Source organism: Azospira sp. APE16 (assembly GCF_047901315.1).
GTDB lineage: Bacteria > Pseudomonadota > Gammaproteobacteria > Burkholderiales > Rhodocyclaceae > Azospira > Azospira oryzae.
This window is the reverse complement of sequence record NZ_CP179682.1, coordinates 1938284-1961193: the sequence shown is the minus strand read 5'-3', so window position 1 is coordinate 1961193 and position 22910 is coordinate 1938284. Positions and strand designations below refer to the sequence as shown.

Genomic DNA, 22910 nt, shown 5'->3' with positions numbered 1-22910 from the left:
AATACAATGAAAGTGATGATTCGTTGTGTTTACTCCTTGTTAGTGAAAAATAGTTAGTTAGTTGTTTAATAGGTCCAAGAAAAAGCCCCCTGTGCAATGCAGGGGGCTTTTTTGTTTGTAGGTAAGGGCTTAGTGGTTTTAAGCTAAGTCCTTACTAAGAAGCTTGTAGGATTGCTCCTTAACGTCCTTGTAAAACTGCTTAAGGGCTAGCGCAATGGCCTCTTGCTTTTGCGCTTCTTTTAGGAGCTTGCGGCTTTGTGCCGTGGTGATGCCCACCTTACTTCGAGCATCTTGGTATAGTTTGCCGAATGCTAAAACTTCGGCCTCAGTGTATTTAGCGCCTTTGGCGCTATTGCCTTGTAGCAGCGCTGCAATGTCCGAAGGGGATACACCGCCTTCGAGAAGCTTGCAAATGCGCTCAGAGGTATGGCCCGCACGTAAAGCAGGGCCTGAAAATTTGTCAAACAGGTTCGATAAGCCGTCTACGACGGCAGGTTTACTCATGTCTAAGCTCCTTGTGAAAGGCCCCAGCTGGGGGCTGGCAGGGGTGGCTAGCCTTAGCCACCCCTGTGGACTATACCACCGCCTTTAAACTCCAAGCGCCTGCCTAACTGCGGCTTTGTTCTTACTAACGGCAGCCAGTAAGGCCCTGGACCCTGGTTCTGTTTGCAAAGACTCCTCAAACACGCCAGCGTCAAGCTTGTTGACCACAGTGATGGAAGAGGGCTGGCCAGCGGCTGGCAGGGAGACGCCACCAGCAACACCAGAGCCTACCAAGCCTCCTCCAGCACGGCGCACGGCCTTGCTCCAGTCGATACGCCCGCCAAAGTTGATTGTGTCGAAGAAGCCCTTCCCAAACCTATCAACCATAGCTGCATTAATCACGTATTCCTTGTTAGATAGCAGGGTGGGAATGCTGTCACTGGTAGTTGTGCCAGGTCCAACAACATAGCCACCCGTTGCGAAGCCAGGCATGCCTAGGAAGCCCAGCACAGAGCCGAAAACGCCAGTGCTGCTAGAGCCTCCCATGGCTGTGAAAATCTGGCTGGAGAGGGACTTTGCAAGCTGGTTCTGAAGCTCCTTTAGGACAGTTACTGTGAAATTCCGCAGAACGTCGGCCAGAGACTCAGTGCCCTCGATTAGCTTACCGATGCCATCAACGGCGGCATTAGAGAAGGCTTCTCCTAGGCTCTTTGCTGCTTCATTTCCAACTAGCTCTAGCTCTGCAATCTGAAGCTTAGTCTCCCGAATCTTGCGCAGCTGCTCAGGGTTGTCAGCGTTAGCCACGGCTTCCATTGCGGCTACCGTTTCCTTTAGTAGCTCAATGGTTCTTACTCGCTCGTCGTTGTAACGTTTTAGGTACTCTTCCGAGTTAATAATGCCGTTGGTGGACTGTAGCTCAAGCTCCCGTTTCAGCAGTTCCAGGTTGCTTGTCTGCTGGGTAAACTTCTTCTCCTGCTCGTTAAGCAGATTTTCGAGGTGAGGAGCCTTAAACACCTATAGCAGTTGTGGACACTACCTCTAGGGAGTAGGCCAGAGTGAGGGCCATGATGGCACCCCGCTCTTCCGCACTCAGGTGTTCGTAATGTTGCTTCATGCAGCATCTCCTTCTTCGGAAATGTTGCACTTGGGCCTTGAAACCGCCAGAGTTTTTGGAAAAGGCTAAGGTCCAGCTAGGGGGCTTGGTTTACTTGACGGGTATTTGACGAAAAGGGGAAGAGGGAAGGGGCGTAGGTGGGGTGTAATACGGGGTTAGGCAAATAAAAAGGCGGACTAAAAGCCCTCCCTTCACCTTAGTTGCATTCTGCAATTAAGCTACGTTTTAGAGAATTTTTGACAGAAATTCACCTATACAGGTTGCCAATACAGGAGTTTCGATACAGGGTTTAATACGGTGTTCGATACGGGTAAACATAGCTGACTTAGTTGCCTTGCCAAAAATGGCGTGTGGCCGCTCCAACGCCGCATAGCGAATGCCCCCGTAATCTTTTGCGAGTTGGAAAAGAAGGGTTAAAACCATGGCTGTGTCAATTTTCTTCCTCCCATTCTCTTTTTTGTTGGGGTTAGCTTTTAGAGGCATATCGAACATGGGAACCACTTCTTTGCCCCTGTTAATAGCACAGATAGCACCAGATTTGCCTGGGTCAATCCCCACATAAACTCCTCCTGTCTCCAACATTAACCCTCCTCTTGAAAATGGATATAAGAGGTATAGGTACAATGCTAAAAATATTTTAGAAAAATTGGCTGGTTTTGGATATTTTTATCTATATTAAGTAAGAGCAACTGATTTGTTCTTACCACATCATTCAATTTTAAGGATAAGGAGTTTTAATGGAATACGCAGCTAAGTTTCCTACCCTGTTTTTCATCCTTGGCGTTTGCTACCTTGGGTTTTTAGTGGGCTGGATTCGTAAACAGTTCCCCCCCGTTGAAGTAAACAGCGAAAAGTAAGGGTGTACTGATTCAAAAGGAGGAGCTTCGCGCTACCTCCTTTTTTGCTATACTAGGTGCTTAGTTTTTTAGTTACGCCATAGGTCATAAATTATAAGGAGAATTTTCAAATGAACTACAAAAAGATGTTAATGGTGGGTTTGGCTGCGGTAGCAGTTTTTTCTTTGTCTGGTTGTGGTACTGTCGTAAAGAAGTACACCAACACTGAACTTCGTGGAGAAGTCGTTTCGGCTTCAAAACTGAAGGATAGCCCCAAGGTGCTTTCTTTTGTGGATAAAACCGAGGCGGGAAGAACCCCTTGGAATTCCAAGATGGACTCCGCTCAAGGAGTTATCGTGTCCACTGATATGAAGTCTTTCAGCAAAGGTTTTCGCATGAACATTACCTATATGAAAGTAACTTCCGTTTCAGAAATTCCAGTGCAAGAAGGCGATGTGGTAGATGTATGGGTACCTCCGATTTCGGAAGCTTCCGAAAAAGCAGGAGAGGCTACCTTGGTATCTGCCCCTATCGTTCGTAGAGTAGTCTGCAAGAAATCCGATGCTGACTATAAAGAATGCTTTAAAGACCCCGCTCGAGGTGGCGAATACGGCATAATCGACAAAGAAACTGGTAAAATTGCCAACTTCTAATTGCTTCGTAAAGCTAAAAGGGGTGCGTAATGAAAGATAAGGAAGCCGAAAAGTCTGAAAACGTGGTTGCGCTAAAGCTCCGAGAGTTTGAAGAGTACCTGACAGACGCTGATGTTGCAGAATTAGCAGAGTTTTATGAGCAAAGCGTTATGTTCCACGAAAAAGAAAAGGGCAATGTGCGGCTTGTACGCACCTGTTATTCAAAGAGAAACCCCGCCTAGTGCGGGGTTTTTTGTTGGTTAAGCCGCCTTCTTTTTACCGTAGCGCAACTCTCTTTCAAGCTGCTTGTCTCGCTGCTTTTTCGAGTCCGCCGCCGCTTGCTTTGCTTTTTGCTCAGGTGCTATACGCGCTACCAGAATACCTTCCGCTGCAAAATCATTCTTAGCCATTACGCTTTTAATATCTACCGCCAGCACCTCGTCCACCCCAGCTTTTAGCGCTGCTAGCTCCAGCGCTGCTTGTTCCTTTTGTGCACCCTTCCGCTTCTTAAAAGCTGATACTTCGTAAACCAGGAAGCCCGCAAAAGCTACTGCTGCGAAACCTGCGATTATGGTTGCTACATACATTAATTGTGTCATTTTGTTACCTCCTGAAAAGTTAAGTTGTCACATTGTTGTCCTTGTTGTTGCTTCTCAATTTATTTGCTCTTACCTAATATAGCGACAAATTTGTAGTTTTGACAATTATTTCAAAATATTTTTGTCAAAAGTATCTTGAGCCTTGTTGTTGCTATAAAAGGGGTGGGTGCTTAAAAAAGTGGCAGTGAAAAAAGGCGGGTATAGGAGGCAGAGACGAAAAAGGAGAGCTTAACTCTCCTTTTTTTTTGGCTACCGTTCTTTAGTTGATGCTGTCGAACAGGGCTTGTGCCTTTTTCTCTTGCTTAGCCTTTGTGCTGTTAGCACCTTTTCCTGCGTAGTAGTTGTACTCGAACCAGTTGTGCACTTTTATAACGTTTTTAGCATCGGACTTTGTGTATATGCTGCCCTCTGCAATTTCTGCTACTCCGTAGTAGCGGGGGCTGTAAAATTTGCCGCCACCTTTGCCTGCTATTTCGATAAGCACTAGGGTTGTGTTTACGGTTGTTTGTTTCTGAGCTATTGTGGACATTGTGTTACCTCCAAATGGTTAGTTAAGTGATCATAATGTTGTCCTTTTTTTGTTACTTCACAATTTCTTTGTTCTTACTTAATATAGCGACAAATTTGGAAAGTCAACAACTATTTTCAACTTTTTTTTCAAATATTTTTGTCAAGGCTCTGAGGCCTAGTATTTAAGCGCTTTAGTGCAAAATGCAATTAAGTAAAATATTTTAGGGAGGGGTAAAAAAAGGCGCCACTCGTTGGCGCCAGATTTTAGTAGAGGGGGGCGAGTTGGAAAAAGGAAGGTGAAATTTTTGCTCCTTGGTTTCTCTCTACCTTAAATGCAAAGTGCAACTAACTTACTTGTGAAATGCAACTAAGGGGGGGTTACTTGCAAAATGCAATTAAGCGATAAGAGGAAGAAGTTAAAACAACGCAACCTTTCTTTTTTCCAAATAGTAAAAAACTTAACTGGAAAAGGTTGCTAAATAACGTATGTGAGAGCCATAGAGCCTGTGAGATAGGTTAACGACTGACCCCCACAGGTATCCGTGTGATTAACACAAACACCCCCGCCCCAAGGCTTTTGAAAGGTTAAGTTAACAAGGAAAGTGTTCTTTTTAAGAACCGCTAAACTTTTCTGTTTTTAAAGTCTAGGTAAAAATTTTCTTAAAACGCACATTTTTTTTGGATTTTTTCTATGATATTTTTTAATGACAAATATGGCGGTAATTAGTTTTGGTTATAGCGCAGGCGTTAAAAGAGGGGGCTTGTGGCACCATCTTTTTTTTACTACTAGGTTAGCTTGTAATACTGAACAACAGGCTTTCTGTGTTCATTGGCACTCTCAGAACCTAACAGGGAGTACCTAAATCGAATACAGGGATGCCATTTAAGAATAGGGCCTGGATACGTTTCTGGCTGTTCGTAGTGGTTGATTGCATCAAAGTTTAGAGTAAGGGAAGTAAGCTCTCCTTCGATGTTGTTTTTCTCTGAAATGTCTCCGATGAATCCTTTGCAGGCAGGCATGACAATATTTACGCCTGAGGTGCTGGAGCTAACCTTGGACCCTAGGCTCCATTCGTTCATAGTGCTAACACGCAAGCAATTAGAGGCCCCTAGCTTCTGGTCTTTTCCGTAGATGCTGCCAACGTAGGTAGGGAATTTGCAGAAGGCCCACAAAGGCAGATACACGGCTTCGCCCTGTAGAGCTTTTAAGGTGCCTCTTACGTCTAGGGTGTTGTCTATTTCGTTGTGGAACGAGACAGGCATGGCGTAGCTTCTACGGGGAATTAAGCGGATTCTGGTTCTTAGCTCCGTGCCATTGCGGCTAATTTGCAAGTCTGTCAGCCACGCTAGTGTTTCTGTGCAAAGCGAGGCATCAATTGTTTTCGGATAAATTTTTAAAATTGGTGTTGTTATTGAAGTTTTCTCCCATATACTATGCGTAGGTGTTTTTGATTAATACCTCATATAGAGGCTCAACATGACGAACGAGGGTAACAACATGGCAAACGAGCAAGAAAAGAAGTTCAAGCTGTCCGACTTTATGAAACAGCTTGAAAAGCTGGATGTTGAAGAACTGCAACAGGTGGAAGACGGTGTTGTTAAGCTGCTGGCAGATAAGCGGGAAGCCGCTAAGGAAGATGCACGGCGCCGCATCGAAGAGATTGCAAAAGAGGCTGGTGCTTCCGTCAAGGAATTGATGGGGTTTCGTGAAACCCGTCAGGGCCAGACTCAGGGTCAAGCAAAGGGGTCTCGGCGTCCTGCCGAGATTAAGTTTCGGCACCCAACTGAGTCTTCTCTGACTTGGACGGGGCGTGGTCGCAAGCCTGCTTGGGTTGAAGAACACCTGAAGCAAGGCGGCACTCTGGAGCAGCTTGCTGTAGCCTAAACATGATTCAAATTATTCAGGGGAGGTAGCGTAAAGCTCCTCCCTTTTTTTATTTGCAAGACAGGGGGGTTTTAGCGCCAATTTTTTGTAGCCAGAAACCCAAATTTTCCCTGTAGTACCCCTTCGGCAGTCTCTATACTCGGTATTAAGTTCTTGTATGGAGGTTAATGCCGAATCGGAAAATAGAAGATTTAGACAGCCGTTTACAACCCCTGTGCGTGTCCTTTTTAGCAGCTTGCAAAGAGGCGGGTATTAACGTTTTTGTGTCTTGCACCTACAGAAGCTCGGAAGAGCAGAACGAGCTTTACGCTCAGGGAAGAACTAAGCCTGGGTCTATTGTCACCAGAGCAAGAGGTGGGCAGAGTAAACACAATGCAACGGACGGTGCTGGGAAGCCAGCAAGCTTGGCGTTTGACATTGCGATACAGAGCAACACAAAGAAGGGCTTGGAGTGGGACGTTAATAGCTCAGAATGGCGGACCTTGGCTAATGTAGCGGCCAAGTTTAAGAAGAGCTTGGAGTGGGGTGGAGACTGGAAATTTAAGGACTATCCGCACTTTCAGCTGAGGGTATAATTGAGGGAAGTAGTAGGGGGCTTCGGCCCCCTCTTTTTATGACTAAGTAGTTAAGGTTTTTCTGTGCTTCGTGTGCAATGTGTGCAATCCAGGTGTGCGAAGTCGAATCATTGGGGAAAAATCCCACACAGGGAACGCCTTGATTTGCTTGAATAATCGAGCCCGGGAAACGAGGGGTTAGCCCTTGCTGAGAGACTTAAAATCCGCCGCCGCAAGGCTTACGGGTTCAAGTCCCGTCCCGGGCACCACGACGCCTGGCACCCAATTGATCATCTTTGAACTCTCCTGCGAGCAGGAGCACCGCTTTGAAGGCTGGTTCCGATCCGCCGAGGACTATCAGTCCCAGCAGGAACGGGGCCTGGTCACCTGTCCCCACTGCAATTCCCACCAGATCCGCAAGATCCCGGCCGGCATCCACCTGGCCCAGGGCGGTGAAGTGGCGGCGCCGGCGGCTGAGGCTCCGCCTGCGACCGTGGAGACCTCCCTTTCGCCTCTGACTGCCTATCGCCAGGTGGTGGATTTCCTCATGAGCGTCAGCGACGATGTGGGCTCGGCCTTTGCCGAGGAGGCCCGCAAGATGCACAACGAGGAAGCACCCCGGCGCTCCATCCGGGGCCAGGCTTCGGACGAGGAATTCGCCGAACTGGAGGAGGAGGGGATCGGTGTCTTCCGCCTGCCCCTGCCGAAAAAGGAAGACCTCAATTGATCGTCACCAATCAGGCCCTGACCATGGCCGTGGTGATTCGCCACGACGGCCAGCAGGTGACCCTGGTGCCCATGCGCAGCGGCAAGCTGACGGCCCAGCGGCTCCTGGCCAGCCAGTTCAACCATGACTGGCAGACTTCCGATTACCCTCTGGAAAAGGCGGTGCAGAGCTTTCTCGCCCACGCCCGGGACCATGGCGCCTCGAAGGAGGTCCTGAACGGCCTGGAGCGCCTGGCCAAGCGGGACCAGGACGTGGTGGCGAGCCTGTTCTAGGGCGCCTCAGCTCTTGCCGCGCAGGATGCGCGGTTTCGGGTCCTGCAGGATCAGGGTGGGGTGGGAGAAGGGCGCCAGCCTTTCCAGGAAGTCCAGCATCTCCAGCACCGGCGAATTGCGGAAGAAGCGGGCCGCCGGCGTATCCATCCAGATGCGGTCGGCGTAGGCGTAAATCTCGTGGGGCGTGTCGCCCCAGCCGTCGCCGTTGCGGTCGAAACCCTGATAGTCGTCCCAGTAGTTGCCCAGCCAGAAGTCGTTCTGCTGGTCCCCCGCATTGCTGGCCATGACCTGCCACAGATTGTTCTCGAAGCGGTTGGCGATGGCGATGTGGCCGCCCCGTTCGCCGTAGAAATTGACCCCGGTGACGTTGTGGGCCAGGCGGTTGCGGTGCAGGACGATGCGGTTGAGGGGATGGGAAGGGGAGTCGGCCATGATGCCGACGGCGCAATGGATGATGTCGTTGTCTTCCACCAGGATGGCCGCCGTCTCCTTCAGGGCGATGCCGGCGCCGGAGGCGTCCATGGCGTGCAGGACCCGGTTGCGGCGCAGGATGGCGCCTTCCGAATTCATGATGACGATGCCGGTGGAGTTGCGCTCCAGCACGTTGTCCTCGATGCGGCTGCGGTTGGCGAAGAGGAAGTTCATGCCGCGCCGGCTGTCCCGTATGGTGTTGCGGCGGAAGTGGTTGCGCGGGGCGTTGGTGATGGTCAGGTCCCGGGTCTGGGCGATGTCGTTATCCTCGATCAGGTTGCCGGCGCTATACCACAGGCGCAGGGCATCGCCCCGGTCGGCCGAATCCACGTTGAAGGAGCGGATGCGGTTGCGGCGCAGGATGTTGTGGTCCGACTGCTTGAGGGAAATGCCGAAGAGGCTGGCCTCGATCACGTTGCCTTCGATCAGGTTGCCGTGGCCTTCGATGCTGATGGCTGCATCCAGCTGGTCGTGGGAATCGCCGCTGCCCACCAGGCGCAACCCCTTGAGGCTGGCGCCGCTGGCCCTGAGACTGAGGATGGTGCCGTGGCCGCCATTGTCGATGGTCACCTTGCCCTGCCCATCCACATGCAGGGGCTTGTCGATGCGTACCGGCCCGGCATAGACGCCCGGTGGCGGCACCAGGACGCCACCGGCGGGAGTGGCGTCGATCCAGGGTTGCAGGGGAGGGAGCGGAGCCGCCGTCGCGGTCGTGGCGGCCAGCAGCAGCGCGGCCAGCCACAGGCAGGGACAACGGCGGAGAAATCTCATGCGGCGGGAGGCTCGGCCGGGGGCGGCGCCCACAGGCACTTGCCCTTGCTTTCCTTGTTGATGCCGGCCAGCACCTGCTCGTGGGCGGCCAGTTCTTCGATGCTGGCCCGCAGGACCCGGGTGGGGCGGCGCTGGCCCGTGCTCATGGCGATTTCCGCGGCGGCGGCCGGTGCCTGGCCCAGGTCGATCATCAGGCTTTCCTGACCCCGGGTCATGGCTACATAGACTTCGGCCAGAATCTCCGCATCGAGCAAGGCGCCGTGCAGGGTGCGGTGGGAGTTGTCCACCTCGTAGCGGTCGCACAGGGCGTTGAGGTTGTTCTTCTTGCCCGGGTGCATCTCCTTGGCCATCTTCAGGGTGTCCACCACCCCGGAGCAGACCTCGCCGACGGGCGGCAGCTTGAGGCGGGCCAGCTCGGCATTGAGGAAGCCCACGTCGAAGGCCGCGTTGTGGATCACCAGTTCGGCGCCGCGGATGAAGTCGAGGAAGTCAGCGGCGATGGCGGCGAACTTGGGCTTGTCTGCCAGGAATTCCAGGCTGATGCCGTGCACCGCCTGGGCGCCTTCGTCGATGGCCCGTTCCGGGTTGATGTACTTGTGGAAATGGCGGTTGGTGAGACGGCGGTTGACCATCTCCACACCGGCCACTTCGATGATGCGGTGCCCCTGCTTGTGCTCCAGGCCCGTGGTTTCCGTATCTAGAAATATCTGACGCATGACGTTTCCGATGTTAGGCAAGGGCGGCCGGTTTATCTGCCGCCTAGATCAAATCCGTTGAATAAGGGGCTTCAGGCGCTCTGGCGGAGATCCTCGATGCCCCGGTTGGCCAGCTCGTCGGCCCGTTCGTTGCCCGGATTGCCGGCATGGCCCTTTACCCAGGTCCACTCCACCTGGAACTGTCTGGCCAGCACGTCCAGCTCCTGCCACAGGTCCGCGTTCTTCACCGGCTTCTTGTCGGCGGTGCGCCAGCCGTTGCGCTTCCAGTTGTGGATCCAGGCGCTGATGCCCTGCTGCACGTACTTGGAGTCGGTGTACAGCTTCACCGGCACCGGCCGCTTCAGGGCTTCCAGGGCGCGGATGACGGCAGTCAGCTCCATGCGGTTGTTGGTGGTATCCCGTTCGCCGCCCCACAGTTCCTTCTCGTGGGCGCCGGCGCGCATGAAGACGCCCCAGCCGCCCGGCCCCGGATTGCCCTTGCAGGCGCCGTCGGCATAGATTTCCACAGTTGCCTCATTGGCCATTGTCGTTCGCTTCCTTCTGAGTGATGGGCGCCAGGGCCTTGGCCCGCGCCTTGCGTTCTTTCCAGGCCGGCAGCACCAGGCGCATGCCCGGCACCCGCTTCACCGCCCGCAGCAGGTAGGTGCCGCCAGCAAAGCCCCACCAGCGGTCGCCGGCCGGCTCCATGAAGTGGCAGCGCTGCAGCCATTTGCTTTGTTCGAAGGGCGGGGCGTAGCAGCCGAAATTGCCCCGGTCCACCTCGAAGCCCAGCAGGGCCAGCCAGTCCTTCAGGCGCAGCACCGAGAGATAGTTGCCGTTCCAGGGGAAGAGACCCTCCCGCTGGCCCGGCAGGTAGCGGCGCAGGCCCCACAGGGAAAGGGGGTTGAAACCGGCGATGACCACCTGCCCTTCGGGAATCAGCACCCGCTCCACTTCCCGCAGCATCTGGTGCGGGTCCGGCAGGAATTCCAGGACATGGGGCAAAACCACCAGATCGAGGGAGGCGCTGGCGAAGGGCAGCTGGCGCAGGTCGCAGCGCACATCCACCAGGCCGGACTCGCCGGCCTTCAGGCGCAGGGGAATGCGGTTGTCCCGCAGGTAGTCCACCTGGGGCAGGCCCAGCTGCAGGGCGTGGAAGCCGAAGATGTCCGCCACCAGGGCATCGATCTTGGTCTGCTCCCATTCGAGTACGTAGCTCCCCTGGGGGGATTGCAGCCAGGCATCGAGTCCGGGAATTGACATGGGAACGCGGTCCGCCAATAGTGCGTGTATGGAAACTAGTCTACCTGCTTGCGCGCCCCTGCGGGGCATCTCGGCCATTCCGGCCTTCAAGGACAACTACATCTGGCTGCTGCAGCGCGGCGACCGGGCCCTGGTGGTGGACCCGGGCGATGCCGCACCGGTGCAGGCATTCCTGGCCCGGGAAGGACTCCGGCTGGAAGCCATCCTGCTCACCCACCACCATGCCGACCACAGCGGCGGCGTTGCCGCCCTGGCGGGCGACGGGGTGCGGGTCCTGGGACCGGCGGCGGAGTCTATCACAGGCGTCGGCGAGCCGCTGCGGGGTGGGGAGCGCCTGGAGTTCGCCGACCTGGGCCTGCAGTTGCAGGTGCTCGCCGTGCCGGGTCATACCCGGGGTCACCTGGCCTATTACGGCCAGTGGGAAGGGGCGCCAGTACTCTTTTGTGGCGACACCCTCTTCGGCGCCGGCTGTGGGCGGCTGTTCGAGGGCACCCCGGCCCAGATGGCCCATTCCCTGGACCTCCTGGCGGTGCTGCCGCCCCAGACTGCGGTCTACTGCGCCCACGAATACACGGCAGCCAACCTGGATTTCGCCCTGGCGGTGGAACCGGGCAACCGGGCCCTGGCCGAGCGGGTGCGGAAGGTGGCCGCCATGCGCCAGGCCGGGCAGGCCACCGTGCCCCTCTGTCTGGCGGAGGAACTGGCGACCAATCCCTTCCTGCGCTGCGGCGAGGCGGAAGTGCGGGCCAGTGCCGAAAGGCAGGCGGGCCACGCGCTGACGGATGAAGTGGCGGTGTTTGCCGCCCTGCGGGAGTGGAAGAACCACTTCTGACCCTGCGCCGGGCGGCGGCAGGTCAGGGGGAGGTCAGGCCCGGCTGAGGGCCTCGAGCACCTTGGCGGCGTTGAAGGGCTTGACCACGAAGCCGTTGGCGCCCAGTTCCAGGGCTTCCTGGACGTTTTCCTTGCTGGCGTTGCCGGTGATCATGATCACCGACACCTGGGGGAAGTCCCGCTTGATTGTCTTCAGGGTTTCCAGGCCATTCATTTCCGGCATGATGACGTCGAGGCAGACCACGTCGGGCGTCATGCGCTCCACCATTTCCAGGGCCTGGATGCCGTTGCGGGCCTCGCCCACCACCTGGTAGTCCTCGTTGCGCAGGATGCCGCGCAGCAGGGCGCGCATGACATCGTTGTCATCAACGATGAGAATTTTCGGGTGACGCTGACTCATGGAGCTGGGCAGGGAGCAGGGGCGGTGGACATGCGGCAGACCTGGTTGCGGCCGGCCTGCTTGGCTTGGTAGAGGGCCTGGTCGGCAGCCAGGAGCAGGGCTTCCGGGCTGGTTTCGGGGCTGGCGACGAAGGCCGAGACGCCGCAGCTGATGGTCACCTGGCCGTGATGGGAACCGGCATGGGGCATCTTCAGCTGGGCCACGCTGTGGCGCATGCGCTCGGCGACGAAGGCGGCGCCGCCCAGCTTGGTGTCCGGCAGGATGATGGAAAATTCCTCGCCGCCGTAGCGGGCCAGGAGGTCGCCGCCCCGCTCCATGGCCTTGGCCATGGCCGAAGCCACCTTCTTCAGGCATTCGTCACCGGCCTGGTGGCCGTAGGTGTCGTTGAATTTCTTGAAGAAATCCACGTCGCACATGACGATGGCCAGCTCCGTGCCCTGGCGCATGGAGCGGCGCCATTCCCGTTCCAGAGCCTCGTCGAACATGCGGCGGTTGGCCACACCGGTGAGGCCGTCCACGGCGGAGAGGCGCTTCAGCTCCTGGTTGGCCGCATCCAGCTTGCGCGTCAGCACCAGCAGGGAGTGGCGCATCTGCACGATGCGCTGCATGGCGCGGATCTTGGCCCGCAGCACCACGTCGCTGACCGGCTTCTGCAGGTAGTCGTCACCGCCGGCGGCGATGCCCTTTTCCAGGTCGGCGTCGCCGCTCATGGCGGTGAGGAAGATGATGGGGGTCCATTCGCCCGGCTTTTCCAGGTCCCGGATGCGCCGGGCCACGGTGTAGCCGTCCATGTCCGGCAGGACCACGTCGAGCAGCACCAGGTCGGGGCGTTCGGACTGGAACAGTTCGATGGCCTGGGCGCCGCAGGACGCCGGAACCGGAATGTTGCCGAGTCTTTCCAGATGGTGGCAAACCACAGCCAGTGAGGTTTTGGCGTCCTCGACGACAAGGGTTTTCATATTGTTTTTGTACGGCCCGGGCGGGTGAGTGGAATCAGTGGTGCATTTTATCCCTTTGGCCTGCTTCCGGGGGGCGCATTCCGTCACGTTCGTCCCGAACCAGGTCCCGGGCCGAGTAAAATGGCGATTCCCGCCTGTCTGCATTTTTTCGGAACCTTCATGACCGACACCCTGTTGCTGATTCTTACCGTCCTCGCCCTGCTGATTCTCGGCGGTCTGGTGCTTCTTCTCCTGCGCAGCCGCGAGCGGCAGGATGCCGCCCTGGCCCTGGCGCCCCAGTTCGCCGCCGTGGACGGTGCCCTGGCCCGGCAGGAGCGGGCCCTGCGCGAGGAACTGGCGGCCATCCGCCAGGAATCTGCCCTGGAAGCCCGGCGTGGCCGGGAGGAACAGAGCGAGGCCCTGGTGCGCCTGACCCAGGCCCTGGGCAGCCAGGTCGGCCAGCTGGGCCAGTTGCAGGCCCAGCAGCTGGAAGTGTTCGCCCAGCAGCTGGCCCGCAGCCGCCAGGAGGCCGCCGCCGAATCCCACCAGGGGCGGGAGGCCCAGGCCCAGGGCCTGGCCCGCCTGGCCGAATCCCTCAACGCCCAGGTGGGCCAGTTCGGCCAGACCCAGGGCCAGCACCTGGAAGCCTTCGCCCAGCAGCTGGCCCAGGTTTCCCAGGCCCTGGACCAGCGCTTCGAGCAGCTGCGCCAGGTGGTGGAAGCGCGGCTGGTGGCCCTGCAGGCGGACAACGCCGGCAAGCTGGAGGAGATGCGCAAGACCGTGGACGAAAAGCTCCACGCCACCCTGGAACAGCGCCTGGGCGAATCCTTCAAGCTGGTTTCGGACCGGCTGGAGCAGGTGCATCGGGGCCTGGGGGAAATGCAGACCCTGGCCGCCGGCGTCGGCGACCTGAAAAAGGTGCTGACCAACGTCAAGACCCGGGGCTCCTGGGGCGAAGTGCAGCTGTCCAACCTGCTGGAGCAGATCCTGACGCCGGAGCAGTACGCCACCAACGTCATCACCCGGCCCCGCAGCAACGACCGGGTGGAGTTCGCCATCCGCCTGCCGGGCAAGGGCGACGGTCTGGCCGATGCGCCGGTGTGGCTGCCCATCGACGCCAAGTTCCCCATCGAGGATTACCAGAAGCTGCAGGACGCCCAGGAGCGGGCCGACGCGGCCGGGGTGGAGGAGGCCGCCAAGGCCCTGGAAAACCGCCTCAAGCTGGAGGCCAAGAGCATCCGCGAGAAATACGTGGAGCCGCCCCACACCACGGATTTCGCCCTGCTCTACCTGCCCATCGAAGGCCTCTACGCCGAGGCCCTGCGCCGGCCGGGCCTGGCGGAGATGCTGCAGCGGGAATACCGGGTTTCCCTCTCCGGCCCCACCACCCTGACGGCCATGCTCAACAGCCTGCAGATGGGCTTCCGCACCCTGGCCATCGAAAAGCGCTCCTCCGAGGTGTGGTCGGTGCTGGGGGCGGTGAAGACCGAGTTCGGCAAGTTCGGCGAGGCCCTGGCGGCCACCAAGAAGAAGCTGGAGCAGGCCACCAACAGCATCGGCGCCGCCGAAGTGCGTACCCGCCAGATCGAGCGCAAATTGAAGAGCGTGGAGGCCCTGCCTTCGGGAGAGGCGTCCGGCCTGCTTTCCGGGCTGGAGAGCCTGGAAGTGTCCGAGGATAGCCAGGAGTAGGGCAGGCATGGCCGAAAGCCCCGTCCCTGCTGCCTTGGAGGCCGCCTATCGGGCCACCACCTACCGGGTTTGGCTGCCCGAGGGGGCCGTGGATCTGCGGGTGGGCGAGGCGTGCCCCGCCCTGGCGGCCTATGTGGCGGCCCGGGGCGGACGGGCCTGGATGGTGGTGACTGCCAGCAATCCGGCCTCCGAGCCCCTCGGCGAGGCTGCCAATCTGGCCCGGCAGCGGGCCCTGGCCGGGCTGCTGCACAGCCTGGGCCTGCCGGCCCTGGCGGCGGAAAACCTGGCCGACGATGGCCAATGGCCGGCGGAAGCCGGCTTTTTCGTCACGGCGCCGGTCTTGGACCGGGAACTGGCCCTGGCCCTGGGGCGCCACATGGGCCAGAACGCCGTCCTGTTCGGCGTTGCCCAAGGCGATGCCGGCACCCCGGACACCACCCCGGAACTGCTGTGGTGCCGGGAGGTGGCCCCGCCCGGAGCGGCGGGCTAGGCTGGCTCAGCCCTGGTGGCGGCGGATGAAGTCGCGCACCTGGGGATAGATCACTTCGCGCCAGCGGCGGCCGCTGAAAATGCCGTAGTGGCCGACGCCGGGGCAGAGGAAGTGGGCCCGCTGGGCCGCCTCCAGGGAGGCGCACAGGTCGTGGGCGGCATGGGTCTGGCCGGGGGCGGAAATGTCGTCCAGTTCCCCCTCCACGGTCATCAGGGCGGTACGGCGGATGGCCGCCGGGTCCACCGTCCGGCCGTGCACCACCAGGCGGCCTTCCGGCAGGTAGTGGTTGAGGAAGACCCGTTCCAGGGTTTCCAGGTAGTACTCGGCCGGCAGGTCCATCACCGCGTTGTATTCGTCGTAGAACTTGCGGTGGGCCTCGGCCGAATCGCCGTCGCCCTCGATCAGGTGGTTGTAGAAGTCCAGGTGGGCGTCCACGTGCCGGTCCTGGTTCATGGAAACGAAGCCGGCGTGCTGCAGGAAGCCCGGATAGACCCGGCGCAGGGCGCCCGGGTACTTGGTCGGCACCCGGGTGATGACCTTGGTCTCGAACCACAGCCGGGTGTGCTTCTTGGCGTAGTCGTTCACCGCCGTGGGATTGATGCTGGTGTCGATGGGGCCGCCCATCATGGTCATGGAGCGGGGCTGGCAGGGATCGTCGTCGGCCGCCAGCAGGGAAATGGCCGCCAGCACCGGCACGGTGGGCTGGCAGACGGAGATGACATGGACCTCCGGCCCCAGGTGGCGGATGAAGTCCTGGATATAGCTGACGTAGTCGTCGAAGCGGAAGGGGCCGTGGGCCAGGGAGACCTGGCGGGCGTCGATCCAGTCGGTGACATAGACGTCGTGGTCCGGCAGCAGGGCCCGCACCGTGTCCCGCAGCAGGGTGGCGTAATGGCCGGAAAGGGGCGCGCAGAGCAGCACCCTGGGCGCCGCCTGGCCGCTCTGGCGGACGAAATGGAGCAGATTGCAGAAGGGCTTGTGCACGGCCACCGCTTCGCTGACGGCCGCCTCCCGGCCCTCCACCGTGGTGCGGTCGAGGCCGAAGGCGGGCTTGTCGTAGCGGCGGATGAGGCGCGCCATCAGCTCGGAACCGGCGGCGATGCGGGCGCTTTCCGGCAGATAGGAGAGGGCGGAGAAGGGGTTGGCGAAGAGCTGCTGGGTGGTTTCGGCCCACAGGCGCAGGGGGGTCAGCAGGGAGTGCTGGAATTCGTGCAGGTCGTAGAGCATGGGGGGCGTAACCTATGATTATTGTCGTACCGGGAATTCCCGGACATGGCCGGATTCTAATGAAAAATCCGTCAGTTGGATGACCGGGCTGGGCGCCGCAGTGAATTAGTCCATGTCCGGGAGGCAACGGAGCGGCTAGAATGGCCGACAAATATCAAGGGGGCCGACATGGCACTGCAAAAGATCGGACGTTTCGAAATCCGGCGCGAACTGGGTAGGGGAGCCCAAAGTGTGGTTTACCTGGCGTATGACCCGCAGCTGGAGCGCGAGATCGCCATCAAAACCTTGCACTTTTCCCGCCCCGACGCGGCCCAGAATGCCGCCCTGCTGGCGGAGGCGCGTACCGTCAGCCAGCTGCGACATGCCAATATCGTACCGATCTTCGAGGCGGGCGAAGAAGACGGCGATCTTTACCTGGTTTTCCAGTATGTACCCGGCAAGAACCTGGCCCAGTACCTGAAGGATGCGGGGGCCCTCTCTCCGGTCAAGGCCGTCACCCTGATGCGCTCCATCCTGGAGGCGGTGGCCTGTGCCCACGAACAGGGCATCATCCACCGGGACCTGAAGCCTTCCAACATCCTCCTGGACGAGGACGGCATTCCCCAGGTCATGGACTTCGGCATTGCCGCCCGCATCGAGGACCTGGACAGCAAGCAGGGCGACTTCACCGGCACCCCGGCCTACATGGCGCCCGAGTACATCGAATCGCGTACGGTGGGAGTGCGGGGCGACATCTTCGCCGCCGGCCTGGTGCTCTACGAGCTGCTGACCGGCCGCCGCGCCATCCAGGGCAGCGATCCCTTCCAGGTGATGCGGCGCATCACCCAGGAGGATCTGCGCCTGCCAAGCGAGGTCAGCCTGGATGAGCGCATCGTGGACGTGCTGTACAAGGCCACGGCGCGCAATCCCCTCAACCGCTACGAATCCGTCGCCCAGTTCCTGCAGGCCCTGGATAGCTACCTGGACCCGGTGGAGGAGGAGGGCGCCGCCACTGGCGGCAAGCAGAGCACCCTGGATTTCCTGCTGCGGCGCATGCGGCACAAGAGCGATTTCCCCGCCCTCTCCGAATCGGTCAGCGCCATCAACAAGATCGCCACTTCCGAGACGGAGAGCATCGCCCGGCTGTCCATGACCATCCTCAAGGACTTCGCCCTCACCAACAAGATCCTGCGCCTGGTCAATTCGGCCTATTACCGGCAGGCCGGCGGCGGCAACATTAGCACCGTGTCCCGGGCGGTGATCGTGCTCGGCTTCGATGCGGTGCGCAATATTGCCATCACCGTGCTCCTCTTCGAGCACCTGCAGAACAAGTCCAATGCGGCCCAGCTCAAGGACGAGTTCCTGCGGGCCAATCTGGCCGGCATCCTGGCCAAGGACATCGGCACCCTGACCAGCACCCGGGATGTGGAGCAGGCCTTCATCTGCGCCATGTTCCACAACCTGGGCCGCCTGCTGTGCCAGTACTACTTCCCCGAGGAAAGCGAGGAAGTGAAGAAGCTCATGGGGCAGAAGGAGATCGGCGAGGAGGCCGCCTCCCTGCAGGTGCTGGGCATGTCCTACGAGGAACTGGGCATCGGCGTCGCCCGTACCTGGGGCTTCCCGCCCCTGATCGTCAACAGCATGCGCAAGCTGCCTGGCGGCAATGTGCGCCTGCCCAGCACCCCGGAGGACAAGCTGCGGGTGCTGGCGGCCTATGCCAACGAGCTGTGCCTGATCATCGCCCAGGCCGGCCCCGATGAGCGGGCCCGGGAACTGAAGAAGCTGGCGGCCCGCTTCGGCGACAGCGTCAAGGTGGAAGAGCGGGACCTGCGCAGCACCATCGAGAAGTCCATCGAACAGGTCAAGGAATTCGCCAGCATCATCCGCCTCAACCTGCAGCAGACCGCCTTCGGCCGGCAACTGCGGGAATGGATGGGGGAGAAGCCGGCCGCCTCGGCCGCCGGCGAGGACGATTCCAGCATGGCCGGCACCATCCTCAGCGAACAGCTGGGCGGCGAGCTGCTGCCCGCCGCGGTGGTGGGCGAGGGGCAGGCGCCGGATTCGGCGACGGCCCAGGCCATCCTCACCGCCGGCATTCAGGACATTTCCAACACCCTGGTGGAGGAATACAAGCTGAACGACATCCTGCGCATCATCCTGGAAACCATGTACCGGGCCATGGGCTTCAAGCGGGTCATCCTGTGCATCAAGGATGCCCGCCACAACACCATGCAGGGCCGTTTCGGCTTCGGTCCGGACGCCACGGAGATCGCCCGGCAGTTCCGCTTTCCCCTGAGCTTTTCGCCGGACATCTTCCACGCCGCCATTTCCAAGGGTGTGGACATCCTCATCAGCGACACCAACGACCCCAAGATCAAGCCCCGCATCCCGGACTGGTTCCGCAAGGTGCTGACCTCGGAAACCTTCGTCCTCTTCCCCCTGACCATCAAGGGCAATCCGGTGGCCATGATCTATGCCGACAAGGACGGTGCCGGAGACATCGTCATCCCGGAAAAGGAGCTGTCCCTGCTGCGCACCCTGCGCAACCAGGCCCTGCTGGCGATCAAGCAGTCCATTTAAGGGGGCGCCCCCCGGATGGCAATAAAAAAGGCCGGGAATTCCCGGCCTTTTCGTTTTCAGCCATGGCTTACCAGAGCTTCCACCAGGGTTCGACCCGGTTCAGGCCCCGGGTGTAATAGACGCTGTTGGGGTAGTTCTTGCGCATCACCCGCTCCGCATCGTCGCGCAGGTCGATCATGCCCATTTCGTCGTAGGCCTTGACCATGATGAAGAGGGCCTCCTCGATGGCCGGGGCGTCCGGGTAGTTCTTGATGGCGCTCTGGGCCCGGTTGGCAGCGGCCACATAGGCCTTGCGCTTCATGTAGTAGCGGGCCACATGCACCTCGTTGGCGGCCATGGCGCTGACCAGGTACTTCATGCGCTGCACCGCATCGGGGGTGTATTTGCTGTCGGGGAAGCGGCTGGAGAGGGTCTTGAAGGCGTCGAAGGACTCGCGCATGCCCTTGGGGTCGCGCTCCGTCTGGTCCTGCATGCTGACGTGGCCCATCATGCCCAGGTCCTCGTTGAAGGTGACCAGGCCTTTCAGGTAGTAGATGTAATCCACATTGGGGTGGTCCGGATGCAGCTTGACGAAGCGGTCGCAGGCGGCGATGGCGGAGGCCGTTTCGCCGGACTTGAAGTAGGCGTAGGCCACTTCGATCTGGGCCTGCTGGGCGTAGCGGCCGTAGGGATAGCGGGATTCCAGCTTCTCGAAATACTTCACGGCCTTGTCCCACGACCCCTCGCTCATGGCCTCCTTGGCCTGGGTGTAGAGCTTGTTGGCGGACCAGCCGGCGGTCTCGTCCTTTTGTTCCGGCAGCAGGCCGCAACCGGAAAGGGAGAGCAAAGCGGCGAAAATCAGAGCTAAAGCCGGTAAACTACGCATGATGAACAGTCCAAAAACGAAAGCCAAGGCGCGCCGAAGTGAGGCGCCCGCCGAAATGAGTGCGGCCGATTATAGCGCAAAGCCCATGTCATCTCCGTCTCCATCCCCCGCTTGCGGCGCCGGGTCGCCCATATTCGTGCCCCTCGATGCCGGCGGCCGCCGCCTGGACCAGGTGCTGGCCGAACTGCTGCCCCAGTATTCGCGCAATCGCCTGCAAACCTGGATCCGGGAAGGCCGGGTCTCCCTCAACGGGCAGCCGGTGCAGGAGCCCAAGCACAAGCTGCTGGGCGGCGAGTTCCTCAACCTGGAGGAAGTCCAGGACGAGAAGCTGGCGGCCGAGACGCCGGAAGACATTCCTTTTCCTGTGGTGTACGAGGATGAAGCCATCCTCATCATCAACAAGCCGGCCGGCCTGGTGGTGCATCCGGGCAGCGGCAACTGGAGCGGCACCCTGCTCAACGCCTTGCTGCACCACACGCCCCAGCTGGCCCAGGTGCCCCGGGCCGGCATCGTGCACCGCCTGGACAAGGACACCTCCGGCCTCATGGTGGTGGCCAAGACCCTGGAGGCCCAGACCGACCTGGTGCGCCAGCTCCAGGCCCGCACCGTGAAGCGGGAATACCGGGCCCTGCTGGTCGGCTATCTCAACCGCAACGGCACGGTGGATGCGCCCATCGGCCGCCATCCCACCCAGCGCACCAAGATGGCCGTGGTCCAGCACAATGGCCGGGAGGCCCGCACCCATTACACGGTGCTGGAGCATTTCGAGCGTTGCACCCTGGTGCAGTGCCGCCTGGAGACGGGCCGCACCCACCAGATCCGGGTGCACATGGCGGCCCTGGGTTTCCCCCTGGTGGGCGATGCGGTTTACAACAAGGGCAAGACCGCCGGGGTCCGTTTCCCCCGCCAGGCGCTCCATGCCTACCGCCTCGGCCTGATCCACCCCCTGACCCGGGAACCCATGCAGTGGGACGCCCCGGTGCCCGACGACATGGCAGCCCTGCTCAAGACGCTGCGCAGCGAATGGGACGAGATCAAGACCCTGCGCCGCCAGCGCCAGGAAGAAGCCTGGGCGGAGGAGTGGGGCGACGACTGGGAGGACGAGGAGGAGGTCGAGGTGCTGGAAGCAGAGGGCGCCGAACTCCTGGAAGACGAAGACTTCGATGACGAAGCCGACGAATAGCCTGCCCGGCTTCGCTCCCGACTGGCCAGCCCCGCCCCGGGTGCGCAGCCTGCAGACCACCCGCAGCGGCGGCGTCAGTCCGGCTCCCTATGCCAGCCTCAATCTGGGGGATCACGTGGGCGATGCGCCGGCCCATGTGGCGGCCAACCGGGCCCTGCTGCGGGCCGGCCTGCCGGGCGAGCCCCTGTGGCTGCAGCAGGTGCACGGCAACCGGGTGGCCGACGCCGATAGCGCCACCACCGGGCGGGAGGCCGACGGGGTGGTGGCCCGGCGCCCCGGCAGCGTCTGCGCCATCATGACTGCCGACTGCCTGCCGGTATTGCTCTGCGACCGGGACGGTACCGTGGTGGGCGCTGCCCATGCCGGCTGGCGCGGCCTGGCGGCCGGTGTCCTGGAAAACACGGTGGCTGCCATGGGGGTGGCCCCGGAGCGGCTCCTGGCCTGGCTCGGGCCGGCCATCGGCCCCCAAGCCTTTGAAGTCGGGCCTGAGGTGAGGGATGCCTTCGAGAAGGCCGATCCACGGGCGTCCCAGGCCTTCGTCCCCGGCGCCTCCACCGGCAAGTATCTGGCCGACATCTACGCTCTGGCCCGCCTGCGCCTGCAGGCAGCCGGCGTCCGTGAGATCCACGGCGGCGGCCTGTGCACGGTCGGCGACGCCGCCAGCTACTTTTCCTACCGTCGCGACCGGGTCTGCGGCCGCATGGCCTCCCTCATCTGGCTGGAGCCCTGAGCCGGGGGCCTTGGTGCGTTGCACCTTGACCGTGGCGAACAACGCTCCCTACACTGCCTCCGCTGCATCATCATAAAAACTACCGGAGGAACAATGAAAAAACTCGTCGCCGCCGCATCCCTGGCCCTGGCCCTGCTGCCCCTGGGGCACAGCGTCGCCCACGCCGCCGATTACAAGTCCGAATACCGCCTGTCCACCGTCCTCGGTCCCGCCTTTCCCTGGGGCAAGGCCGGCGAACGCTGGGCCGAACTGGTCAAGCAGAAGACCGAAGGCCGCATCAACATCAAGCTCTACCCGGGCACCAGCCTGGTGGGCGGCGACCAGACCCGGGAGTTTTCCGCCATCCGCCAGGGGGTCATCGACCTGGCCATCGGCTCCTCCATCAACTGGTCGCCCCAGGTGAAGCAGCTCAACCTGTTCTCCCTGCCGTTCCTCACGCCCGATGAAAAGAGCCTGGATGCCCTGATCAAGGGGCCGGTGGGCAAGGACCTCTTCGCCGTGCTGGAAAAGCAGGGCGTGGTGCCCCTGGCCTACGGCGAGAATGGCTTCCGCGAGCTTTCCAATTCCCGGCACCCCATCCGTACCCCGGCGGACCTGAAGGGCATGAAGATCCGCGTCGTCGGTTCCCCCATTTTCATCGATGCCTTCTCCGCCCTCGGCGCCAATCCCACCCAGATGAGCTGGGCCGATGCCCAGCCGGCCCTGGCCACCAAGGCCGTGGACGGCCAGGAAAATCCCCTCTCCGTGTTCAATGCGGCCAAGCTGCACACCCTGGGCCAGCAACACCTGACCCTGTGGGGCTACATGACGGATCCCCTGATTTTCGTGGTGAACCGCAACGTCTGGAACAACTGGAGCGAAGCGGACCGCAAGGCGGTGCGCGAGGCGGCGGAACAGGCGGCGGCGGAGAACCTGGTGGCGGCGCGCAAGGGCGTCAGCCCCGGCGACGATGCCCTGCTCAAGGACATCGAGAAGAACGGCGTCACCATCACCCGGCTGACGGCCGAGCAGCGCAAGGCCTTCAAGGACCTGACCCGTCCGGTGTACGACAAGTGGGCCGAAACCGTGGGCAAGGATCTGGTGAAAAAGGCCGAGGCCGCCATCGCTGCCGGCAAGTAGGTCCTTTTCCCCTGTGCCTGCAAGATCGCCGGCCCGGGCCGGCGATCTTGTTTTTGACGAGAACAAC

At 60.2% G+C, this 22910-nt stretch carries 26 protein-coding genes and 1 tRNA gene; 14 read left to right on the top strand and 13 right to left on the bottom strand.

Annotation, left to right across the window (positions count from 1 at the left end):
• Window positions 1-138 precede the first annotated feature (138 nt).
• From ACLSSQ_RS09395 to ACLSSQ_RS09385, 3 genes are all read right to left on the bottom strand, one after another.
• The gene (locus ACLSSQ_RS09395; protein ID WP_416242533.1) at window positions 139-504 is read right to left on the bottom strand and encodes a hypothetical protein; all 366 of its coding nucleotides are present in this window, start codon (window positions 502-504) and stop codon (window positions 139-141) included.
• Between the two features lie 84 nt (window positions 505-588).
• A complete protein-coding gene (locus tag ACLSSQ_RS09390; protein WP_416242532.1) occupies window positions 589-1497 on the bottom strand; it encodes a hypothetical protein in 909 nt (302 codons plus the stop codon).
• 325 nt (window positions 1498-1822) lie between these two features.
• A complete protein-coding gene (locus ACLSSQ_RS09385; RefSeq protein ID WP_416242531.1) occupies window positions 1823-2179 on the bottom strand; it encodes a hypothetical protein in 357 nt (118 codons plus the stop codon).
• 385 nt (window positions 2180-2564) lie between these two features.
• On the opposite strand from ACLSSQ_RS09385, the gene ACLSSQ_RS09380 reads away from it, so the two are divergent.
• The gene (locus ACLSSQ_RS09380; protein WP_416242530.1) at window positions 2565-3086 is read left to right on the top strand and encodes a hypothetical protein; all 522 of its coding nucleotides are present in this window, start codon (window positions 2565-2567) and stop codon (window positions 3084-3086) included.
• 29 nt (window positions 3087-3115) lie between these two features.
• Window positions 3116-3307, top strand: a complete 192-nt coding sequence (locus ACLSSQ_RS09375) for a hypothetical protein (protein ID WP_416242529.1) — start codon at window positions 3116-3118, stop codon at window positions 3305-3307.
• An 18-nt stretch (window positions 3308-3325) separates the two neighbouring features.
• Here ACLSSQ_RS09375 and ACLSSQ_RS09370 read toward each other — a convergent pair whose 3' ends face one another.
• Both ACLSSQ_RS09370 and ACLSSQ_RS09365 read right to left on the bottom strand, forming a co-directional pair.
• Window positions 3326-3664, bottom strand: coding sequence for a hypothetical protein (locus ACLSSQ_RS09370; protein ID WP_416242528.1), 339 nt, complete (start codon window positions 3662-3664; stop codon window positions 3326-3328).
• Between the two features lie 259 nt (window positions 3665-3923).
• Window positions 3924-4193: a hypothetical protein gene (locus tag ACLSSQ_RS09365; RefSeq protein WP_416242527.1), complete on the bottom strand. Its 270-nt coding sequence runs from the start codon at window positions 4191-4193 to the stop codon at window positions 3924-3926.
• Between the two features lie 1479 nt (window positions 4194-5672).
• Here ACLSSQ_RS09365 and ACLSSQ_RS09360 point away from each other — a divergent pair.
• From ACLSSQ_RS09360 to ACLSSQ_RS09340, 5 genes are all read left to right on the top strand, one after another.
• On the top strand, window positions 5673-6059 hold the full coding sequence (locus ACLSSQ_RS09360) for an H-NS family nucleoid-associated regulatory protein (protein WP_416242526.1): 387 nt from the start codon (window positions 5673-5675) through the stop codon (window positions 6057-6059).
• A 167-nt stretch (window positions 6060-6226) separates the two neighbouring features.
• Window positions 6227-6634 (top strand): M15 family metallopeptidase, encoded by a 408-nt coding sequence (locus tag ACLSSQ_RS09355; protein ID WP_416242525.1) that lies wholly within the window; start codon window positions 6227-6229, stop codon window positions 6632-6634.
• Window positions 6635-6794: 160 nt separating this feature from the next.
• A tRNA-OTHER gene (locus ACLSSQ_RS09350) sits at window positions 6795-6882 on the top strand.
• 17 nt (window positions 6883-6899) lie between these two features.
• Window positions 6900-7340: a DUF1178 family protein gene (locus tag ACLSSQ_RS09345; protein ID WP_014237525.1), complete on the top strand. Its 441-nt coding sequence runs from the start codon at window positions 6900-6902 to the stop codon at window positions 7338-7340.
• Window positions 7337-7612 carry a DUF2795 domain-containing protein gene (locus tag ACLSSQ_RS09340; protein WP_014237526.1) on the top strand — a complete coding sequence of 92 codons (276 nt, stop codon included), beginning with the start codon at window positions 7337-7339 and terminating at the stop codon, window positions 7610-7612. Before ACLSSQ_RS09345 ends, ACLSSQ_RS09340 begins: the two co-directional genes overlap by 4 nt.
• Before the next feature lie 6 nt (window positions 7613-7618).
• On the opposite strand, the gene nosD is transcribed toward ACLSSQ_RS09340, so the two are convergent.
• The 4 genes from nosD to ACLSSQ_RS09320 all read right to left on the bottom strand — a co-directional run bounded on the left by nosD (window position 7619) and on the right by ACLSSQ_RS09320 (window position 10812).
• Window positions 7619-8854, bottom strand: a complete 1236-nt coding sequence (nosD, locus tag ACLSSQ_RS09335) for a nitrous oxide reductase family maturation protein NosD (RefSeq protein WP_014237527.1) — start codon at window positions 8852-8854, stop codon at window positions 7619-7621.
• Complete coding sequence (dnaQ, locus tag ACLSSQ_RS09330; protein ID WP_014237528.1) at window positions 8851-9570, bottom strand: DNA polymerase III subunit epsilon; 720 nt, start codon at window positions 9568-9570, stop codon at window positions 8851-8853. The genes nosD and dnaQ overlap by 4 nt, the downstream gene beginning before the upstream one ends.
• A 71-nt stretch (window positions 9571-9641) precedes the next feature.
• Window positions 9642-10094 carry a ribonuclease HI gene (rnhA, locus tag ACLSSQ_RS09325; RefSeq protein ID WP_014237529.1) on the bottom strand — a complete coding sequence of 151 codons (453 nt, stop codon included), beginning with the start codon at window positions 10092-10094 and terminating at the stop codon, window positions 9642-9644.
• Window positions 10084-10812 (bottom strand): class I SAM-dependent methyltransferase, encoded by a 729-nt coding sequence (locus ACLSSQ_RS09320; RefSeq protein ID WP_014237530.1) that lies wholly within the window; start codon window positions 10810-10812, stop codon window positions 10084-10086. The genes rnhA and ACLSSQ_RS09320 overlap by 11 nt, the downstream gene beginning before the upstream one ends.
• Before the next feature lie 28 nt (window positions 10813-10840).
• Between ACLSSQ_RS09320 and gloB the strand changes: the two genes are divergently transcribed.
• The gene (gene gloB / locus ACLSSQ_RS09315) at window positions 10841-11644 is read left to right on the top strand and encodes a hydroxyacylglutathione hydrolase (protein WP_014237531.1); all 804 of its coding nucleotides are present in this window, start codon (window positions 10841-10843) and stop codon (window positions 11642-11644) included.
• Between the two features lie 33 nt (window positions 11645-11677).
• Here the strand turns inward: gloB and ACLSSQ_RS09310 are convergent, their stop codons facing one another.
• Window positions 11678-12043, bottom strand: coding sequence for a response regulator transcription factor (locus ACLSSQ_RS09310; protein ID WP_014237532.1), 366 nt, complete (start codon window positions 12041-12043; stop codon window positions 11678-11680).
• A complete protein-coding gene (locus tag ACLSSQ_RS09305) occupies window positions 12040-13002 on the bottom strand; it encodes a diguanylate cyclase domain-containing protein (RefSeq protein WP_014237533.1) in 963 nt (320 codons plus the stop codon). Before ACLSSQ_RS09305 ends, ACLSSQ_RS09310 begins: the two co-directional genes overlap by 4 nt.
• A 159-nt stretch (window positions 13003-13161) precedes the next feature.
• Here ACLSSQ_RS09305 and rmuC point away from each other — a divergent pair, with 159 nt between their 5' ends.
• Together rmuC and ACLSSQ_RS09295 are read left to right on the top strand one after the other, a co-directional pair.
• On the top strand, window positions 13162-14670 hold the full coding sequence (gene rmuC, locus ACLSSQ_RS09300; RefSeq protein ID WP_014237534.1) for a DNA recombination protein RmuC: 1509 nt from the start codon (window positions 13162-13164) through the stop codon (window positions 14668-14670).
• Window positions 14671-14677: 7 nt separating this feature from the next.
• Window positions 14678-15160: a DUF3293 domain-containing protein gene (locus ACLSSQ_RS09295; protein ID WP_014237535.1), complete on the top strand. Its 483-nt coding sequence runs from the start codon at window positions 14678-14680 to the stop codon at window positions 15158-15160.
• 6 nt (window positions 15161-15166) lie between these two features.
• Here the strand turns inward: ACLSSQ_RS09295 and ACLSSQ_RS09290 are convergent, their stop codons facing one another.
• The gene (locus ACLSSQ_RS09290) at window positions 15167-16387 is read right to left on the bottom strand and encodes a polyhydroxyalkanoate depolymerase (RefSeq protein WP_014237536.1); all 1221 of its coding nucleotides are present in this window, start codon (window positions 16385-16387) and stop codon (window positions 15167-15169) included.
• 168 nt (window positions 16388-16555) lie between these two features.
• Between ACLSSQ_RS09290 and ACLSSQ_RS09285 the strand changes: the two genes are divergently transcribed.
• A complete protein-coding gene (locus ACLSSQ_RS09285; RefSeq protein WP_287875851.1) occupies window positions 16556-18946 on the top strand; it encodes a serine/threonine protein kinase in 2391 nt (796 codons plus the stop codon).
• 67 nt (window positions 18947-19013) lie between these two features.
• Here the strand turns inward: ACLSSQ_RS09285 and ACLSSQ_RS09280 are convergent, their stop codons facing one another.
• Window positions 19014-19811 (bottom strand): outer membrane protein assembly factor BamD, encoded by a 798-nt coding sequence (locus ACLSSQ_RS09280; protein ID WP_014237563.1) that lies wholly within the window; start codon window positions 19809-19811, stop codon window positions 19014-19016.
• Window positions 19812-19947: 136 nt separating this feature from the next.
• On the opposite strand from ACLSSQ_RS09280, the gene rluD reads away from it, so the two are divergent.
• The 3 genes from rluD (at window position 19948) to ACLSSQ_RS09265 (ending at window position 22843) form a co-directional block, all read left to right on the top strand.
• Window positions 19948-20994 carry a 23S rRNA pseudouridine(1911/1915/1917) synthase RluD gene (gene rluD / locus ACLSSQ_RS09275; protein ID WP_412784070.1) on the top strand — a complete coding sequence of 349 codons (1047 nt, stop codon included), beginning with the start codon at window positions 19948-19950 and terminating at the stop codon, window positions 20992-20994.
• On the top strand, window positions 20975-21724 hold the full coding sequence (pgeF, locus tag ACLSSQ_RS09270; RefSeq protein WP_014237565.1) for a peptidoglycan editing factor PgeF: 750 nt from the start codon (window positions 20975-20977) through the stop codon (window positions 21722-21724). Before rluD ends, pgeF begins: the two co-directional genes overlap by 20 nt.
• Before the next feature lie 93 nt (window positions 21725-21817).
• Entirely contained in the window at window positions 21818-22843 is a 1026-nt protein-coding gene (locus ACLSSQ_RS09265) for a DctP family TRAP transporter solute-binding subunit (protein ID WP_014237566.1), read from the top strand.
• The last annotated feature ends 67 nt before the right edge of the window (window positions 22844-22910 follow it).

Excerpts from the sequence above, each read along its gene's own strand:
- ACLSSQ_RS09395 (WP_416242533.1), bottom strand. The coding sequence starts at position 504 with ATGAGTAAACCTGCCGTCGTAGACGGCTTATCGAACCTGTTTGACAAA.
- ACLSSQ_RS09385 (WP_416242531.1), bottom strand. The coding sequence starts at position 2,179 with ATGTTGGAGACAGGAGGAGTTTATGTGGGGATTGACCCAGGCAAATCT.
- ACLSSQ_RS09380 (WP_416242530.1), top strand. The coding sequence starts at position 2,565 with ATGAACTACAAAAAGATGTTAATGGTGGGTTTGGCTGCGGTAGCAGTT.
- ACLSSQ_RS09375 (WP_416242529.1), top strand. The coding sequence starts at position 3,116 with ATGAAAGATAAGGAAGCCGAAAAGTCTGAAAACGTGGTTGCGCTAAAG.
- ACLSSQ_RS09370 (WP_416242528.1), bottom strand. The coding sequence starts at position 3,664 with ATGACACAATTAATGTATGTAGCAACCATAATCGCAGGTTTCGCAGCA.
- ACLSSQ_RS09365 (WP_416242527.1), bottom strand. The coding sequence starts at position 4,193 with ATGTCCACAATAGCTCAGAAACAAACAACCGTAAACACAACCCTAGTG.
- ACLSSQ_RS09360 (WP_416242526.1), top strand. The coding sequence starts at position 5,673 with ATGGCAAACGAGCAAGAAAAGAAGTTCAAGCTGTCCGACTTTATGAAA.
- ACLSSQ_RS09355 (WP_416242525.1), top strand. The coding sequence starts at position 6,227 with ATGCCGAATCGGAAAATAGAAGATTTAGACAGCCGTTTACAACCCCTG.
- nosD (WP_014237527.1), bottom strand. The coding sequence starts at position 8,854 with ATGAGATTTCTCCGCCGTTGTCCCTGCCTGTGGCTGGCCGCGCTGCTG.
- dnaQ (WP_014237528.1), bottom strand. The coding sequence starts at position 9,570 with ATGCGTCAGATATTTCTAGATACGGAAACCACGGGCCTGGAGCACAAG.
- rnhA (WP_014237529.1), bottom strand. The coding sequence starts at position 10,094 with ATGGCCAATGAGGCAACTGTGGAAATCTATGCCGACGGCGCCTGCAAG.
- ACLSSQ_RS09320 (WP_014237530.1), bottom strand. The coding sequence starts at position 10,812 with ATGTCAATTCCCGGACTCGATGCCTGGCTGCAATCCCCCCAGGGGAGC.
- gloB (WP_014237531.1), top strand. The coding sequence starts at position 10,841 with ATGGAAACTAGTCTACCTGCTTGCGCGCCCCTGCGGGGCATCTCGGCC.
- ACLSSQ_RS09310 (WP_014237532.1), bottom strand. The coding sequence starts at position 12,043 with ATGAGTCAGCGTCACCCGAAAATTCTCATCGTTGATGACAACGATGTC.
- ACLSSQ_RS09305 (WP_014237533.1), bottom strand. The coding sequence starts at position 13,002 with ATGAAAACCCTTGTCGTCGAGGACGCCAAAACCTCACTGGCTGTGGTT.
- rmuC (WP_014237534.1), top strand. The coding sequence starts at position 13,162 with ATGACCGACACCCTGTTGCTGATTCTTACCGTCCTCGCCCTGCTGATT.
- ACLSSQ_RS09295 (WP_014237535.1), top strand. The coding sequence starts at position 14,678 with ATGGCCGAAAGCCCCGTCCCTGCTGCCTTGGAGGCCGCCTATCGGGCC.
- ACLSSQ_RS09290 (WP_014237536.1), bottom strand. The coding sequence starts at position 16,387 with ATGCTCTACGACCTGCACGAATTCCAGCACTCCCTGCTGACCCCCCTG.
- ACLSSQ_RS09285 (WP_287875851.1), top strand. The coding sequence starts at position 16,556 with ATGGCACTGCAAAAGATCGGACGTTTCGAAATCCGGCGCGAACTGGGT.
- ACLSSQ_RS09280 (WP_014237563.1), bottom strand. The coding sequence starts at position 19,811 with ATGCGTAGTTTACCGGCTTTAGCTCTGATTTTCGCCGCTTTGCTCTCC.
- pgeF (WP_014237565.1), top strand. The coding sequence starts at position 20,975 with ATGACGAAGCCGACGAATAGCCTGCCCGGCTTCGCTCCCGACTGGCCA.
- ACLSSQ_RS09265 (WP_014237566.1), top strand. The coding sequence starts at position 21,818 with ATGAAAAAACTCGTCGCCGCCGCATCCCTGGCCCTGGCCCTGCTGCCC.